9 protein-coding genes and 1 pseudogene are annotated in these 14285 nt (G+C 46.2%); 4 read left to right on the forward strand and 6 right to left on the reverse strand.

The annotated features are described in order from the left end of the window. Positions 1 to 24: 24 nt before the first annotated feature. A complete protein-coding gene (locus M1D70_RS15405; protein ID WP_456287197.1) occupies positions 25 to 1377 on the forward strand; it encodes an MATE family efflux transporter in 1353 nt (450 codons plus the stop codon). A gap of 394 nt (positions 1378 to 1771) precedes the next feature. Here the strand turns inward: M1D70_RS15405 and M1D70_RS15410 are convergent, their stop codons facing one another. From M1D70_RS15410 to M1D70_RS15420, 3 genes are all read right to left on the reverse strand, one after another. Continuing rightward, complete coding sequence (locus M1D70_RS15410) at positions 1772 to 2491, reverse strand: hypothetical protein (RefSeq protein WP_456287198.1); 720 nt, start codon at positions 2489 to 2491, stop codon at positions 1772 to 1774. 113 nt (positions 2492 to 2604) lie between these two features. Further along, positions 2605 to 3993 (reverse strand): sensor histidine kinase, encoded by a 1389-nt coding sequence (locus M1D70_RS15415; RefSeq protein ID WP_456287199.1) that lies wholly within the window; start codon positions 3991 to 3993, stop codon positions 2605 to 2607. A gap of 41 nt (positions 3994 to 4034) precedes the next feature. Further along, a complete protein-coding gene (locus tag M1D70_RS15420) occupies positions 4035 to 4742 on the reverse strand; it encodes a response regulator transcription factor (protein WP_009589506.1) in 708 nt (235 codons plus the stop codon). Between the two features lie 155 nt (positions 4743 to 4897). On the opposite strand from M1D70_RS15420, the pseudogene M1D70_RS15425 reads away from it, so the two are divergent. From M1D70_RS15425 to M1D70_RS15435, 3 genes and pseudogenes are all read left to right on the forward strand, one after another. After that, positions 4898 to 5204, forward strand: a pseudogene (locus tag M1D70_RS15425) (GlsB/YeaQ/YmgE family stress response membrane protein). A gap of 172 nt (positions 5205 to 5376) precedes the next feature. Further along, positions 5377 to 6036, forward strand: a complete 660-nt coding sequence (locus tag M1D70_RS15430; RefSeq protein ID WP_456287200.1) for a TetR/AcrR family transcriptional regulator — start codon at positions 5377 to 5379, stop codon at positions 6034 to 6036. Positions 6037 to 6147: 111 nt separating this feature from the next. Continuing rightward, positions 6148 to 7284, forward strand: a complete 1137-nt coding sequence (locus M1D70_RS15435; RefSeq protein WP_456287201.1) for an alpha/beta hydrolase — start codon at positions 6148 to 6150, stop codon at positions 7282 to 7284. Positions 7285 to 7546: 262 nt separating this feature from the next. On the opposite strand, the gene M1D70_RS15440 is transcribed toward M1D70_RS15435, so the two are convergent. From M1D70_RS15440 to M1D70_RS15450, 3 genes are all read right to left on the reverse strand, one after another. Next, entirely contained in the window at positions 7547 to 10522 is a 2976-nt protein-coding gene (locus M1D70_RS15440; RefSeq protein ID WP_456287202.1) for a family 43 glycosylhydrolase, read from the reverse strand. Positions 10523 to 10940: 418 nt separating this feature from the next. After that, positions 10941 to 12440 (reverse strand): sensor histidine kinase, encoded by a 1500-nt coding sequence (locus tag M1D70_RS15445; RefSeq protein WP_456287204.1) that lies wholly within the window; start codon positions 12438 to 12440, stop codon positions 10941 to 10943. A 350-nt stretch (positions 12441 to 12790) separates the two neighbouring features. After that, on the reverse strand, positions 12791 to 14233 hold the full coding sequence (locus M1D70_RS15450; protein ID WP_456287205.1) for a response regulator transcription factor: 1443 nt from the start codon (positions 14231 to 14233) through the stop codon (positions 12791 to 12793). Positions 14234 to 14285 lie beyond the last annotated feature (52 nt).

Below are 14285 nucleotides of genomic sequence, written 5' to 3' on the forward strand. Positions count from 1 at the left end.
TAAATAAAGAAAGTAGTGACCCGCATGGATGCAGAAAACCTCCATTACTTTGAAAAAGCCCCGGTCGCAAAAGCCGTAGCTCACTTCGCTGTACCTATGATGCTAGGCACGTCAATGAGTGTCATCTATTCCATCTTGAATGCCTATTTCCTTGGTACACTTGACAATACCGCCATGTTAACCGCACTCGCATTAACCTTGCCGTTATTCGCAATTATTATGGCGCTAGGCAACTTGATTGGCATGGGTAGCGGTACATTCATCTCCCGTTTGCTGGGTGAGAAAAAATATGATGATGTAAAGCATGTATCTTCATTCGCTTTTTACAGCAGTTTGGTTCTCGGTCTGATTGTGATGGCCATCGGTCTTCCGTTGATCGATCCCATCGTTTATGGTCTGGGGGCAACGCCTGACTCCTTCGGATTCACGAAGGACTATGTCACGATTATGCTTATCGGTTCACCAATCATCGTATTATTCTTCACGCTGGAGAATATCGTGCGCTCGGAGGGTGCAGCCATCACATCGATGATCGGTATGATTCTCAGTGTGGTCGTCAATATTATTCTCGATTCGTTCGTCATCTTCGTTTTTCATTGGGATGTGATTGGTGTAGCGTCTGCTACGGTCATTTCCAACTTGGTTGCTAGTGTATTCTACGCCTTCCATATTGGATACAAGAGCCAATTCTTAACCGTCTCCGTAAAATGGTTCAAGGCTTCCAAGGAGATTCTGAGCAATGTATTCAAAATCGGAGTTCCCGTCTTTATTATGAGTATCTTTTTGGGTGCAATGTCGCTCATCTTAAATCGTTTTCTTATTGAATATGGAGATCCAGCCGTAGCGGCTTACGGAATTTCATCACGTTTATTGCAATTTCCTGAGTTTATTCTGATGGGCTTATGCGAGGGAGTCGTACCGCTCATTGCCTTTTCTTTTACAGCGAATAAATTACGGATGAAGCAAACCATTGGATTTACGATCAAAACGATTGTGGCGTTAGCCGTCGTATTCGGTGTCATCGTCTATCTGATTTCCGACCACTTAATCGGTTTATTTACGAATGACCCGCAATTAATTGAAATGGGCAGCTACATTTTGCATGTGACATTCTTATCCTTGTTCATTACAGGAATGACCACGTTATTTACGGGGATTTTCCAAGCAACAGCGCAAGGAACGGCCGCGTTTATTATGTCCATTATTCAAGGAGTTACTCTGATTCCTGTGCTCTATATCGCCAATTGGATGAACGGCTTTCACGGGGTGATCTGGTCGCTCGTCATTGCGGATGTCGTCGCATTCCTTGTCGGTGCCATCATGCTGTATGTTTTGCGGAACAAATTGCAGCCGGATTTTGATAATTTAGTACAGTAGAAACCAAAATCTAAAACACGCAAGAAGGCAGGATAAGGGCACCTCCTGCCTTTTTATACACGGTGAAGCCAAAAATTTCACCGTCACTTGTGGTAAGGCTCAATGTGTTTGAACTTCAATTATCCTGCCCGTTAGCTTAATGAGTTTGCATGGAAACATAGTCTAATCGGTAATTGGCTCATGTTCTTGTCCTTTTCGGCAATCGGTACAAGTTCTTGTCCTTGGCTCGGGACAAGAACTTGTACCGATAATACAAAAAAGCCGCTAATAAAGCGACTTTCAATGGGTCTATATTCTTGTCTACCGACAATAAACGTGAAAATACCTGCCCCTCTCCCGGGCAGGTATTAAAGGTGAATCGTATGAATGGCTTACCAACATCGATCACTAAATATTAGTCCAGGAGGCTGTAGATCTGAATGCTCTCCACCTTGCCATCTTTGATATGAAACGACATCACATCCACATAATTGGATGGCTCGTAACGGAAGTCATCCTCCTCATTAGGGGCTCCATCACCAAGCAGTTTCCCCTCAGGGTAGGCGTTTTTGAGTGTATCCAGGCTATCTCCTGTTTTAATGTTTCGCACTGTCGCGTACTTAGGATCTGTAATTTCGATATGAAAGATGGAGTCTTGTTTCCCCTCCGGTATACTGATTGTTTTAATCTCCAGACCAGGATACGTATAAACCTTTTCTGTAAAACCGATTAACGTATCCATGTTTGTTCCATCGCCGGCACGGTACGTATGAGATTTCAGGTTTTCCGGTTTGCCCAGCATCTGTTCCATCTGATCTTCATTGGCTGTATCCGAAATCGCAATGGTGTGCTCATTATAGACAAAAGCAAGCTCCTTCAGCACCACATTGCCTTCCTTCTCCATGGAACCTTCCTTAATAGCTTCAGCACTTTGTCCTTCCGAATTTTCTGAAGCAGGCGCAGTAGAATTGGATGCTCCTTCGCCTTTGGCCTGTTCGTCGGGCGTGTTTTTTTCAGCCGAGTTCTGCACCGCTTCTGGCGACTTGGCCCCATTGGACAAACAGCCCGTCATCGCCATCGTTAGCAAAATACTCAGCAGGATAACAGCTGTAGCTTTGTTTATCAATTTCATCATGATCCCTCCATAAATGTGTGATTTCTTCTTATGAAGTGATTATAAAAAAAGCATTTTTTAGTCTCATAACAGAATTGTATCAATCTTGTAACGTTAACTATTTTCGCGCGTGTTTACGCACGGGGTAACACGATCGTAACGGTCGTTCCTTCCCCGATTTGGCTTTCCATGTCGATATATCCATTAAACCGCTCTACAATCTCTTTGCAAATCGAAAGTCCAAGACCTGAACCGTTCGCTGTGCTTGCATTTTTCGCCCGGTAAAAGCGTTCCTGCACTCTCTCCAGCTCATCGCCCGCGATACCGATACCTTGATCACGTATTCGTATAACGACCTCGCTTGGCGTATGTGTAAGCTTCAATTCGATTAGCGATGGACTGCCTGAATATTTGATGGCATTGTCCACAAGGTTGGCGATCGCATGGGACATCAGCATTGGATTCACGTTGGCGTGGACTCTCGTCAGAAGCTTATCCTCCGGTTCCGCTTCCGCCTCCGCCTCCCTGAACATAATCTCGATTCCTTTCTCTTTGGCCTTGGCACCCAGACTCGTTGCGACTTGCTGAATCAGTTCGTTCATTTCCGTCTTCTCTACTTCCAGTTCGTTAGAACCAGCCTTGTCGAATCGGGATAGCAACAACAGTTCATTAATCAAGCGCGTCAGCCGATCCGATTCCTGCAGCAGATGAGCATAGACTTTTTGCAGCTCCTTGTTCTCGTTCTCCCCTTCAACCAAGTATTGAGAGAAACCACGAATGGCAGCCAATGGTGTTTTTAGCTCGTGAGATACGTTCGAGACAAATTGTTTCTGGTACTGAATGTAATCATGAAGCTGCCGCCCCATGGAATCCAGCCCATCCGCCAGCATGCCCAGCTCATCCTTCCGGTTTAGATGAACTCTCCGAAACTCCTGTCTAGAGAAACTTTGCGCAGCGCCAAGCAACAGCTTAATCGGCTTGGTTGTGTTGCGGGCAATCCACAGACTGGATAACGTAATCAGTACAATAAATCCGCCTGCACCCGCAAATAGGACATAACGGATTTGATCCATAATCGCATAAAAGTAGGAAATGTCCTCCACGAACTCATACACATAAGCGTTTTGGTAGTATTGATCCTGAATGGGAGTGGCAAAATAAAGCAGATGATCTTCCGTTACGGTGTAGGCGTAACTGCCGCTCAGGGCTTTCTCGATATTCTTTTCAAAAATAAGAGGTTTGCCATCATTAATGATGATGCCATCCACAGCCAAGCCCAGCAGCTGCTTGGAGCTATCATAGATGCGTACTTCCTTGCCTGAAGCTTTCAGCTTCTCCAGAGCAAGTCTGACGATTTCTTCTGTCTGCGGTTCTCCTGTCGATGATCTATGCTGTGCCAACACCTCACGGAACGACAACTCGGACAGATCCGCCTTCTCCATCATCTGTTTTTCAATGGTAATGAAGCTGTAGTGATCGATGGCTTTATTCACCGCAAAAATGATGATGCCAAAGGACAGCACGGAGAAAAATAAATAATTCAGCAGTAACCGGGTTGCATACTTCAGGCCTCGCCACCTCCAAGTTGATAGCCAAATCCATAGATCGTCCTGACATACTTCGGTTCGTCCGCGTTATCCTCCAGCTTCTTCCGTAATCGCATGATGGTCATATCCACACTGCGACTGTCTCCCATAAAGTCATATCCCCATCCGATCTGCAGCAGCTCATCCCGGGTAAAGATTTTGTCCGGCCTTTTGAGTAACGTTTCCAGAATTTTAAACTCTTTGGCCGTTAAAGACACGGGTACACCGTTTTTCAGCACCCTTCGGCTTTCCAGATCAAATGTCAGCTCTTCATGAATGATGCGTGTAGATTTCACTTCTGTTCCTTCACTTGATTCCTCCTTGCTCTCGTTTCTTCTCAGAATCACCTTGATCCGAGCGAGCAATTCACGATTGTCAAAGGGTTTGGTCATGTAATCTTCCGCCCCTAGCTCTAGTCCCAGCACCTTATCGATCACCTCATTTTTGGCAGAGAGCATGATCACAGGAACGGCACGTTTCCCGGTGATTTCCTTGCACAGGTCATATCCGGAGCAGTCAGGCAGCATCAAGTCAAGCACCACCAGGTCCGGTCCAAAAGCATCCAGCAGCTGCAGGGCTATTTTTCCGTTTTCAGCCGTTTGAACGACGTAGTTTTCTCTTCTCAGTACGAGCTCAATTAAATCCCTGATTGCGGCTTCATCGTCAATGACAAGTATTTTCTTCAATGTGCACCCCTTCTAGCCTTGTTCCCCAGCTTGAATCATCATTTACCCTCATCTTAGCACAGACACTTTAGATTCCTCCACCAACTGGAAGATGAGGTATTTTCCACTGAGCTCAACATAACTAGTAAGTAAACCCGAAGAATGGAGAACAATCCATGGATCTGCTCTGGGTACTCATTGTTGGTGACTTATTGGCTGGTTAAGCGGCAACTTGTTTGGGCGGGACGTACCGAGCGGTGTACTTGGGAACATGATTGCGGGTTTTATCGGTTCCTGGTTAGGAACAGAATTGCTGGGATCAAGGGGCTGGTGATTGGCGGATTTCATATTATTCCAGCCATCGTTGGCTCGATTATTGCCCTGCTCATCTTCTTCGCTCTAGCACGCGGCGTACCATTTCCGAAGACGTTAACAAAAAAGAGGCGGAAACCGATACCGTCGTTCATTAGATATTTTTTATAAAGATGCTGCCAGGTCATAAGATGAACACTTTACTCTGTAACCGTTCGTCCCGTCCTTTTCACACCATATAAATCTTTTATTATGATATTAATATTTCGCAACACTGCTTGACACGTGAATGAATTACCGTTATAGTGTGAATCAATTCACACCCCACATAAAGGAGTTATCTATGCCAAAAAGTACTTTCTTTCGTTTAGATGAAGCAAGGCGCGAGGAAATATCTAATAGCGCTATGCATCTTTTTGTTGATCATCTTTACGAGGATATAACTATGAAGATGGTTTTGGATCGTATGTCCATGCATCCCGGAACATTTTATCGGTATTTTGAAGACAAAGATGACCTATATTGTCTCTTAATACGTAATGTGACCCAGAAAAGAGCTGCGTTTTTTAATAACAGTAATGAAGATTCCCTCCTCCAGTTTTTCCTTACTGGCTTATTTGGTAACGTTAATGGCATTGTGACCGAGCCACTGAATGAGTTGGAAATCAAACTCACTGAAACACTTTTATACATTCCTGAGAACATTTTGCTTAAAATATATCTGAATGTGCTAAAGGGGGAGTCATTCCCCTTAATCAAGGATATTTTACGCCGAATGAGGGTTGATGGATATCTCCGACCTGATATTGACGACGACCTGATTTCTTTTATGTTTGAGTCGATGCAGTTTAATTTAGTCATGTTTTTTAGGGAATTCGATATTAAGGACTCTAAGCTGCAACATAAGATTAGCAAGTATTTTGCTGACTTTATGAGTCATGGGCTGCTTGAAGATCATAAATATACTGAAATGGTTAGCGATCTCAAGAAAGCCAAGGAGTAGATAAGATTCACTGAGGATTGGATGTAATCGTTTCACAGTTTTGAAAAGCGCTCATAGCGCAATGTATGTATTTCACATTCGCCACTTTTAGTATTAGGGGGGAACAAGAAAATGAAAACTTTTGACGCATTTCCGGAACCAATCGGCAGCTATGCTGTCGGTCGAACCCAGATGGATTTTGAGTATACGGCATCAGATCATTCAAAAAGAGAACTGACGGCGTTTGTGTACTATCCGTCCGACAGTAGCGAAGGTAAGACTACATCAACGTACATGTTTCCTGAAGTCTACGAAATGCTTGATGAGCAGCCACTTCTCGCTCCGTTGAAGGATGCTTACTCTATAGATATCAAGACCCAGTGTTACGACGATCTTGCTCTCTCCGGGAAGGAAAAGCGCTATCCGGTATTATTCTATGTTTGCGGCGGGGGCGGTTCTCCAGAATGGGGTACCGTGATCTGTACTGACTTGGCAAGCATGGGATATGTTGTGGTAAGCATCGGGCATCCGAATAGCACGATGTATAAGCGTAAAGATGGGCGCCTGTTTAATGTATCAAAGGATTTTTCGGATGTCATTATGGCGTTTTCTGAAGATCCAGAGATGATGGCGTTGGCTGGTAAGATGAAGATGCGGCCTGACGATGAAACAGCCATTGAGATGTGCCAAAACGTGCTTACACTGCCGATACTTGCCAAGTTAACAGAGTATAGCGAATTACAGGCAGAAGATGTAAGGTATATAGCCGATTATCTTTATAAACTGGACTCTGGAGAGCTGAATTCCATCTTTAAGGGCAGATTGTTGCTTGACATCGGCATGGGCATAGTCGGACATTCTTATGGAGGGCCTACGACGGCGATGGTTTGCCGGGACGACGACCGGTTCGCCTGCGGGATTGGCTTGGATAGCGGTGCGTTCGGCCTTCAGGGCAGCGACCTTAAGAAACCCTTCTTGCTACTGTTTTGCGAACCTAACTATAACATGAATGCGATAATTGGCGCTAACAATAGCATGGAAACCTATTATTTCTCTGTTGATCGTGTTGCGCATTTAGATTACTGCGACATCGTGTTTACCAGTGTTAATGAGGAACTCAGAGGCGAACGGGATGCTATGGAGATGCGAAATCTTGTTACAGACTACACGAAGAACTTTTTTGATCATTACATACTGCAGAATGCTGCAAGCGTGGAAAGTCTGGCATACGATGGCGTGGACTTGATCAAGAAGACCAGCAACAAGTGACATAATCAAGAGGTCGCTGATAAACGCATGTCAAAGAGCTAGTCGTACAGACTGAGAGCCGATAACCCTATTACGCGGTTATCGGCTCTCTCATATTTCAGGGATTGTTTTCTACTTGAGATGGTAAGCGGTGTTTTCAGCGTTGAAAAACACACTTGAAGATGTTAGTAATTGGCTGAATTCTAACAGACATTGAGATTACAAACCAAAGCTTCTCCTTTGCATTAAATTTATTTTTGTGTATACATGACAACTAAAACATTTACCTTTCTTCCTGAATAGGCATGGGCCCATCGAATGGGAAGATGACCATAGCTTTGAAATCATCAAAATCGATGGAGGCATTGGCGTATCCGTCGATCCCGAACCGTTGTCCGATCAGCTTGTCACCGCCTGTATGGCGGAAATTGTAATCCGTAGCTACCGGAACATCGTCGAGGTAGACGTTGTAGGTTTTGTTATCCCAGTTGGCCACCATTTTGATTTTGTACCATGTATTGTAGGACACGTTTTGGACTGCTTTCTTGGATCCGCCGTTCTGTACAATAAACTTACCGGTATCAAAAGCAGTGACCATCGAATAATTGCCGGTACCGCTGTCGTTTCTCATCATGGCGCCATTCGCGTATTGGAAGCTGCTGTTTAATCTGGCGCGATATTCGATGACGATGCGCTGATCCCCCTCCGCTTTTACCTCCCCTGTATATGGCAGGAACAGGTTTGCCTTGCCCGAGGTAGCGGTCGTGGTCAGTCGAAGAAATTTATTCCCATCCTCTTCCTTTACCGTTGCGGTAGCTCCATTGGTCAGATCTTCGGTGGTGATACCGTAAGGGTATTTGCCTACCGTATCGCCGGAGAAATCCCGGTAAGCGTTATAGGCAACGCCATCCTGTACGAGGTTAAGTGAAGCTAACAGAGCCTCTTCCGCTTGAGCGAGATTATCCAGCTGCCCGTCAAACTGCTCTTTGCTCAGATCCGGGTTGGAGGCCATCTCCTCCGCTTTATCCACCTCGGACACAAAAGCGTCATACTTGGATTGGCTATAGTTGCCTAACCCAGTGCCCAACGGATAAGAGAAATTCGCCAGTCTATTGCGGAGCTGGTCCACAATGTCATCAAGGCCCCATCCTGCAACAACTACTACGGATACAGTGGAAGGAATATCTCGGCCATCCACCTTCAGAATGACTGGCACCTGAACCGTACCAAGAGAGCTGAAGTCCATTCCCTCCGGCTTCCAGCTGACAACTTCCGCCGTCATCAACTCGCTATTGTATACAACATCCACAACGCTGGGCGAATCAGGAGTCACTCCGGAAGGAGTCCTCAATTCGGAAACCACCTGAACCGCGTCAGAAGCCTTGATTACCGTCAAATGGATTGCCGTTTTGCTGCCGTTGTATTCGGCTGTAATAAGAGCTGTACCCGGTTTATCTGCGTATACCGAAGGGGTGACCGAGACAGTATCAATCCGGGCCACCCCGGGATCGCTGCTGGTATACTGAGCATCAGCTGTCACATTCTTCATTTCATAATTGTTATAGCGAGCAGTTACCTGTAATGGGAGGCTTCGCTGTCCGCTGGTCAGGACGCTGTCCAATCCGCTCATGTCAAAAGACTGCACTGATCTGGGCTCTGCGACTACGGTTACCGCGGCCGTTGTTGTTTTCCCATTATAAGTCGCGGTAATTGTCGTACTGCCCGCCCCGACAGCTTTAATCTGATCCCCTTCATCAATAATGGCTACCTTCGTGTCGGAAGAACTGAAGGCAGCACCTGTATCGATAGCGGTATAGGTAGCGCCCGTTACCGTATACAGGGGCAAACGGCGGGTTTCGTTCAACCCCAGGGTGAATCCCGGGGATTCAAATAAAATATCCGATGTATCCAGCTTAAATAGATCCATACTGTCGATCTCGGCCAGATTGCTCCCTTTCGAGAAGCGGATGATGTTGTCGCCTTCCTTAAGGAAGACTTTCGCCGTGGAGGCTCCCCAACGATTCGGACCAGAATAGACGATGTTCAATTTGGCACCGGAGCTGCCGTTCACCGACAATATATGGGAGGCATCCGCCGCATTGGGGGAGCCGTTGGCATTGCGCACGGACAGGTTATAGAATCCCGCCTCCGGCACATTTACTGTAAACTGGGCATAATCATTAGCGTTCTTAATTCTCGCGACTTTCATCCCGCCTGATGCCGTGCTTTCCCGCCGGACAGCCGGAGAAGTTTCTCCAATCGGATCCTTCACCAGCAACGCATGTTCCGCTTCATAGCGCTTCCGCATCGGCTCGCCGGAAGGTATGGCAATCGGTATGTTCGGATCTACCGGCTCTCCCAGGTTCGGCGTATTGTCGTCATTCCAAGTGAATTTCTGTGCGTAGACTTTGCGGGTCCAGCCTGACCCCGGCCAGCGGGCAGCATGGTAAATGATCCAGTCCTCCACACCATCAGGAGACGAGACGATACTATGGTGGCCAGGGCCGTAAACACCATTGGCGCTAGAAAAGATCGGCTTATCCCGCTTTACCCAGGAGCCAGGGTTCATTAAATCGTCGCTAATCTTGGCCGTGATCAACCCGAGGGAGTAACTGTCTGTCCAGCTTCCATTGGCCGAATAGATCAGATTGATCGTGTCACCCTTTACAGTGACCTCGGGCCCTTCATTGATCCTCCCCGGGGAAGTTTCCCAGTCATATTCAGGCGTTGAAATCAGGACCCGTTCCGAACTGATGGTCCGTGGATCGCTCAGCTTTGCGATATATAAATTTTGAAAGCTTCCGTCGGTTTCCTCCCAGCCGGACCAAATAAAATAGTGATCCTCATTTAAAGTCAGCACAGTGCCGTCAATTGCCCAACGGTCGGTGGAATCGGTAATTTTCCCTTTGAACTCCCAGGTTCCCGTCATCGGATTATCACTGGCGTTCTCCAGCACGTACATGCGGTGGTTTGCATTGGTTCCGTCGTCGGCTGCAAAGTAGATATACCATTTGAATAGGCCATCGCTATCTTTGAGATAGTGCATCTCAGGCGCCCAAACATTGGAACTGTACATGGTACCTTTAACCGGTGTCCAGGCTAAGCTTCTCTCGCCCGCATCAATGCCGGTAATCGTCTTCGCTCTGCGGATCATGATGCCGCTGGCATTGACAAACACATTGTAGTAGTAGCCGTCCGTATGCTTGTAAACCCAAGGGTCGGCCCCTGTCTGCATGATAACATTGTAGAAATCAGACATATCCTTTCCCTCCTGTCGGGATGCCAAAACCGCCCTATCTGGCGGTTCCCCTGCCGCCATAGCCGCTCCGTTCCATTGCGGCAGCATCAGCAGCACTGCGAGACAAAACAGCAAATACCTGAATCTTTTCCTATCCCATAAAACCGCTTTCAACCTCATCCATCCCCCTGTCATTGATTTTTTCAGCCATGTCCTCATTCTACTTGCAGAGAAAATTTAAAAAATGTACTATCTTAAATTGTTTTGGTAACCGTTTTAGAAAAGGTGTCTTTACCTTCGGATTGTACTTAACCCTCTCAACGTCTGATTGTTATCGCCGGGAATCCGAAAAAAAAAAGGACACAATCCCCAATTAAGGGATGTGTCCTGAAGAAAAACATTACATTGTAGGTAGTGTGTCCGACGTATCGACATAACCTTACTCTTCCGAATGTTTGCGGTTGTTTAACAGCTTTGGAATCCTCACGGTCACGGTCGTCCCATGGCCGAGCTGGCTTTCTATAGCGATCCCGTAACCCTCTCCGAACAATAGCCGAAGCCTGTTATGGATATTGGAAAGTCCGATGCTTGTAGCAGGTTGGCCATCTGGTGCAGGTTCCGGGGATGCCATGCCCAGCTTAGCCTGAAGGGAAGCCAATTGCTCCGGGTCCATTCCCTTCCCGGTATCCGTGATTTGGAAGCACACGTCCCCATGCGCATCAATGCTCCCGGTAACTTGAAGCCGGCCCCCTTGATCCATCCGCTCCAGCCCATGATAGACCGCATTCTCCACAATGGGTTGGAGAATCATCTTGGGGGTTTGCATCTCCAGGAGTCCCTCGTCCACATCGATGTCGATGATAAATTTATTCTCGTACCGGATGGCGATAATGTTCATATAAGCCTGAATACAGTCCAGCTCTTCCTTTATCCGTACAAGATCATCTTTTCTTATACTGTACCGGAATATTTTGGACATGCAAGATGCAATTTGCGCGATCTCCCTGCTTCCGTATTCCAATCCGATGCTGCTGATGCAATTGAGCGTATTATAGAGAAAATGGGGGTTGATCTGGCTTTGCAGGGCAGCAAACTCCGCCTGTTTTTGACTCAGCTCAGATTCATATAATCTGGCTTGGGTATTGATCATATCTCTTGCCATCTCTTCCCTTTCATTGATTACCCGGTTAATGTCGCAGGCCAGCATGCCTACTTCATTGGTAGACCGGACTTTAATGCGGAAGCCCATGTCCCGGCTCCCCACTCTCTTCATATCCAGAACAAGTCCCATCACCGGACGCATCAGATTGTTCATAAAGAAACTGCCCATGATAAGCATGCTTAGAATCATCCCAATCCCCACGATAATGCTGATTTTCCGTATAGGGTTCATGTCTGCGGTAAGCTCTTGCACTGGAATCATACTCACTACCCGCCACCCGTCTGCCTGCTCCAAACCCTTAACCTGGACAAGAATATCCTCCCCATCGATCGTTGTTTTGACCCCTTTAAGCAGGAGGCCCTTATCCATAGACAGAACATCTCTGAATAACGCACCTCGGGCATTGGAATTGGTGGAAGCAATCACCTCATCCCGGCTATTCAGAATGTATAAGGTAGAGTTGGGCGTTAATTCCGTATTTTCTACAAGCCCTTGCATTTTGTCCATATTGACCAAAACGGTACAGTAACCCGTAATTTGGGAGAAATAGATTCCCCCGATGGCCTCCACAATCGGCGCTATATAAAAGAACTGTTCCGTTCCTGTTCTGTCGTCTTTTAGAATCGAGGTGAACATCCCCTTGTCCCGCAGTGAGGGATCTTCCTTATACTTCTGGATAAAGGTATCGTAACGATTGAGAAAAAAAATATCTCCGCTTGCTGATGCCAAACTGTAAAGCCGTCTTCCCCGAATATCATTAATTACAATTCCGTCCACATACGAATTAAAGGATCTCATATATTCCATGAGATCCAATGCATTTGGACCGCTATTAAACGCCCTTTGGTAATCATCATCCACTACAGAAAATTCCTGAACCCGTCTGCTATTGACCGCAATGCTGGTGCTGACCCTGATATCACTAAATGCAGAATCAATTTTGCGGCGTGTTTGTTCTATCATCTGGTTACTGTAATGGGCGGCTCTCTTCTGGGTCAAATTAGAGAAACTATAATAATAATAAAATTCCATGACAGTAAAAATGATGATGGAGAAAAAAAAGATAAGCCATATCTGATGCTTCAATTTCAGTCTACTGATCTTCATGGCCCGCCGCTCCGTTCATATCAACTTTTTCTGAATTTGGCGGGGGTCATCCCGCAATGCTTCTTGAACACTTTATTGAAATAATAATAATCGACATACCCGGCCTTTATGGCCACTTCTTCAATGGATAGATCCGTACGCTTCAGGAGCTCACGGGCTTTCTTGATTCTCAGCTCCGACACATATTCAGAGAAGGTTTTGCCCAGATTTTTTCTGAATAATTGACAGCAATACACCTGGTTAATGAAGAACTGGGCAGATAAATCCTTCAAATACAATTTCTGCTCAAAATGATGGTTGATATAATTTATCATCCTGTTGAAGCAGGACTGGATGTCCCCTTCCTGCAAAGAGCGGCTGTTTCCTATCCTGATGGAGTCGAGAACCTCATGTAAAAAGCTGCATAGCGACTCAAAGTGTTCAAATCGTTCCTTGATCTCGGAATAATTCAGGAATTCCAGTTCCATATCCTTCAATTCCTCAGAATATGCTTTTATAAGGATCCCGACGGCTTGATTCCACAGGTAAACAACCTCAGACATGCCCAGATGATGATCCCTGAAATATGCCTGCAGCCCTTTAATGTACGCATCCACATCGTCAAATTGATTTCCCTGTAGGATGTGGTGGATTTCATCGATACATGGCTTCACCAGATGAAGCTTCGGCTCGTAGTGAACGACGCCCCCAGCTTCTTCAAGAAAAACCTGGGAAGCGGACAGGTCTGCTTCTTTAATCAGCTTGCTCATGTGCTTTAGTTGATTAGAGATGCTGCTGACGCCCATAACATGGATGCCCGTCTTATTCAGAGCCCACTTATCCGAATGTCCTTCCAGATAGTCCCTATGCTCCGTCATCAGGACAACCAGCATTTTTCGGGCTCCAGCTTCAACTTCCACAACATGAACAGGCTTTCCCTCCAAAGAAAGCATGTTCCTTATATTTTTATGTTCTCCCTCGAAATAGATGGTCAACACCTGATAATAATACACAGCTGCATCATCGGGAAGCGGTAGTAAGCTCTTTATCGCGTCCTCATTCGCCGAGGTCAGCGCATCCAGAAGGAGTTGGTTCCGTGCGGTGCTTCTTCGGGAGAAATGCATGGCCAGCTTCGCAATGAAGGGGTCAGCCTTATCGATATCCAGAGGCTTCAGGAAATAATCCAGCGCGCCGTAGCGCAACGCTTTCTGGGCGTATTCAAATTCCGCATATCCGCTTACGATGACAAACTCAATGTCCAGCCCTTCTACTTTGGCCCTCTTCATCAGTTCCAGTCCGGATATCTCAGGCATACGGATGTCCGTAAATACCAAATCTGGTTTATCCGCTTTTATGGCATCCCATGCTTTGTAAGCGCTTTTAAATTGCCCGATAATTTCAAATCCATATTTATCCCAATCGAAGGCGTTGCGGATTCCTTTAATTGCCCACGGCTCATCATCTACAATCATGACCTTGTACATGGGTATCCTCCTGAACATATGGATTTCCCCGAATAAATAGCAAAATTATTCG

The organism is Paenibacillus sp. AK002, from assembly GCF_053903045.1.

What these genes read in the sequence shown, in the direction of transcription:
- M1D70_RS15405 (WP_456287197.1), top strand. Translation starts at nt 25, where the DNA reads ATGGATGCAGAAAACCTCCATTACTTTGAAAAAGCCCCGGTCGCAAAA.
- M1D70_RS15410 (WP_456287198.1), bottom strand. Translation starts at nt 2,491, where the DNA reads ATGATGAAATTGATAAACAAAGCTACAGCTGTTATCCTGCTGAGTATT.
- M1D70_RS15430 (WP_456287200.1), top strand. Translation starts at nt 5,377, where the DNA reads ATGCCAAAAAGTACTTTCTTTCGTTTAGATGAAGCAAGGCGCGAGGAA.
- M1D70_RS15435 (WP_456287201.1), top strand. Translation starts at nt 6,148, where the DNA reads ATGAAAACTTTTGACGCATTTCCGGAACCAATCGGCAGCTATGCTGTC.
- M1D70_RS15440 (WP_456287202.1), bottom strand. Translation starts at nt 10,522, where the DNA reads ATGTCTGATTTCTACAATGTTATCATGCAGACAGGGGCCGACCCTTGG.
- M1D70_RS15450 (WP_456287205.1), bottom strand. Translation starts at nt 14,233, where the DNA reads ATGTACAAGGTCATGATTGTAGATGATGAGCCGTGGGCAATTAAAGGA.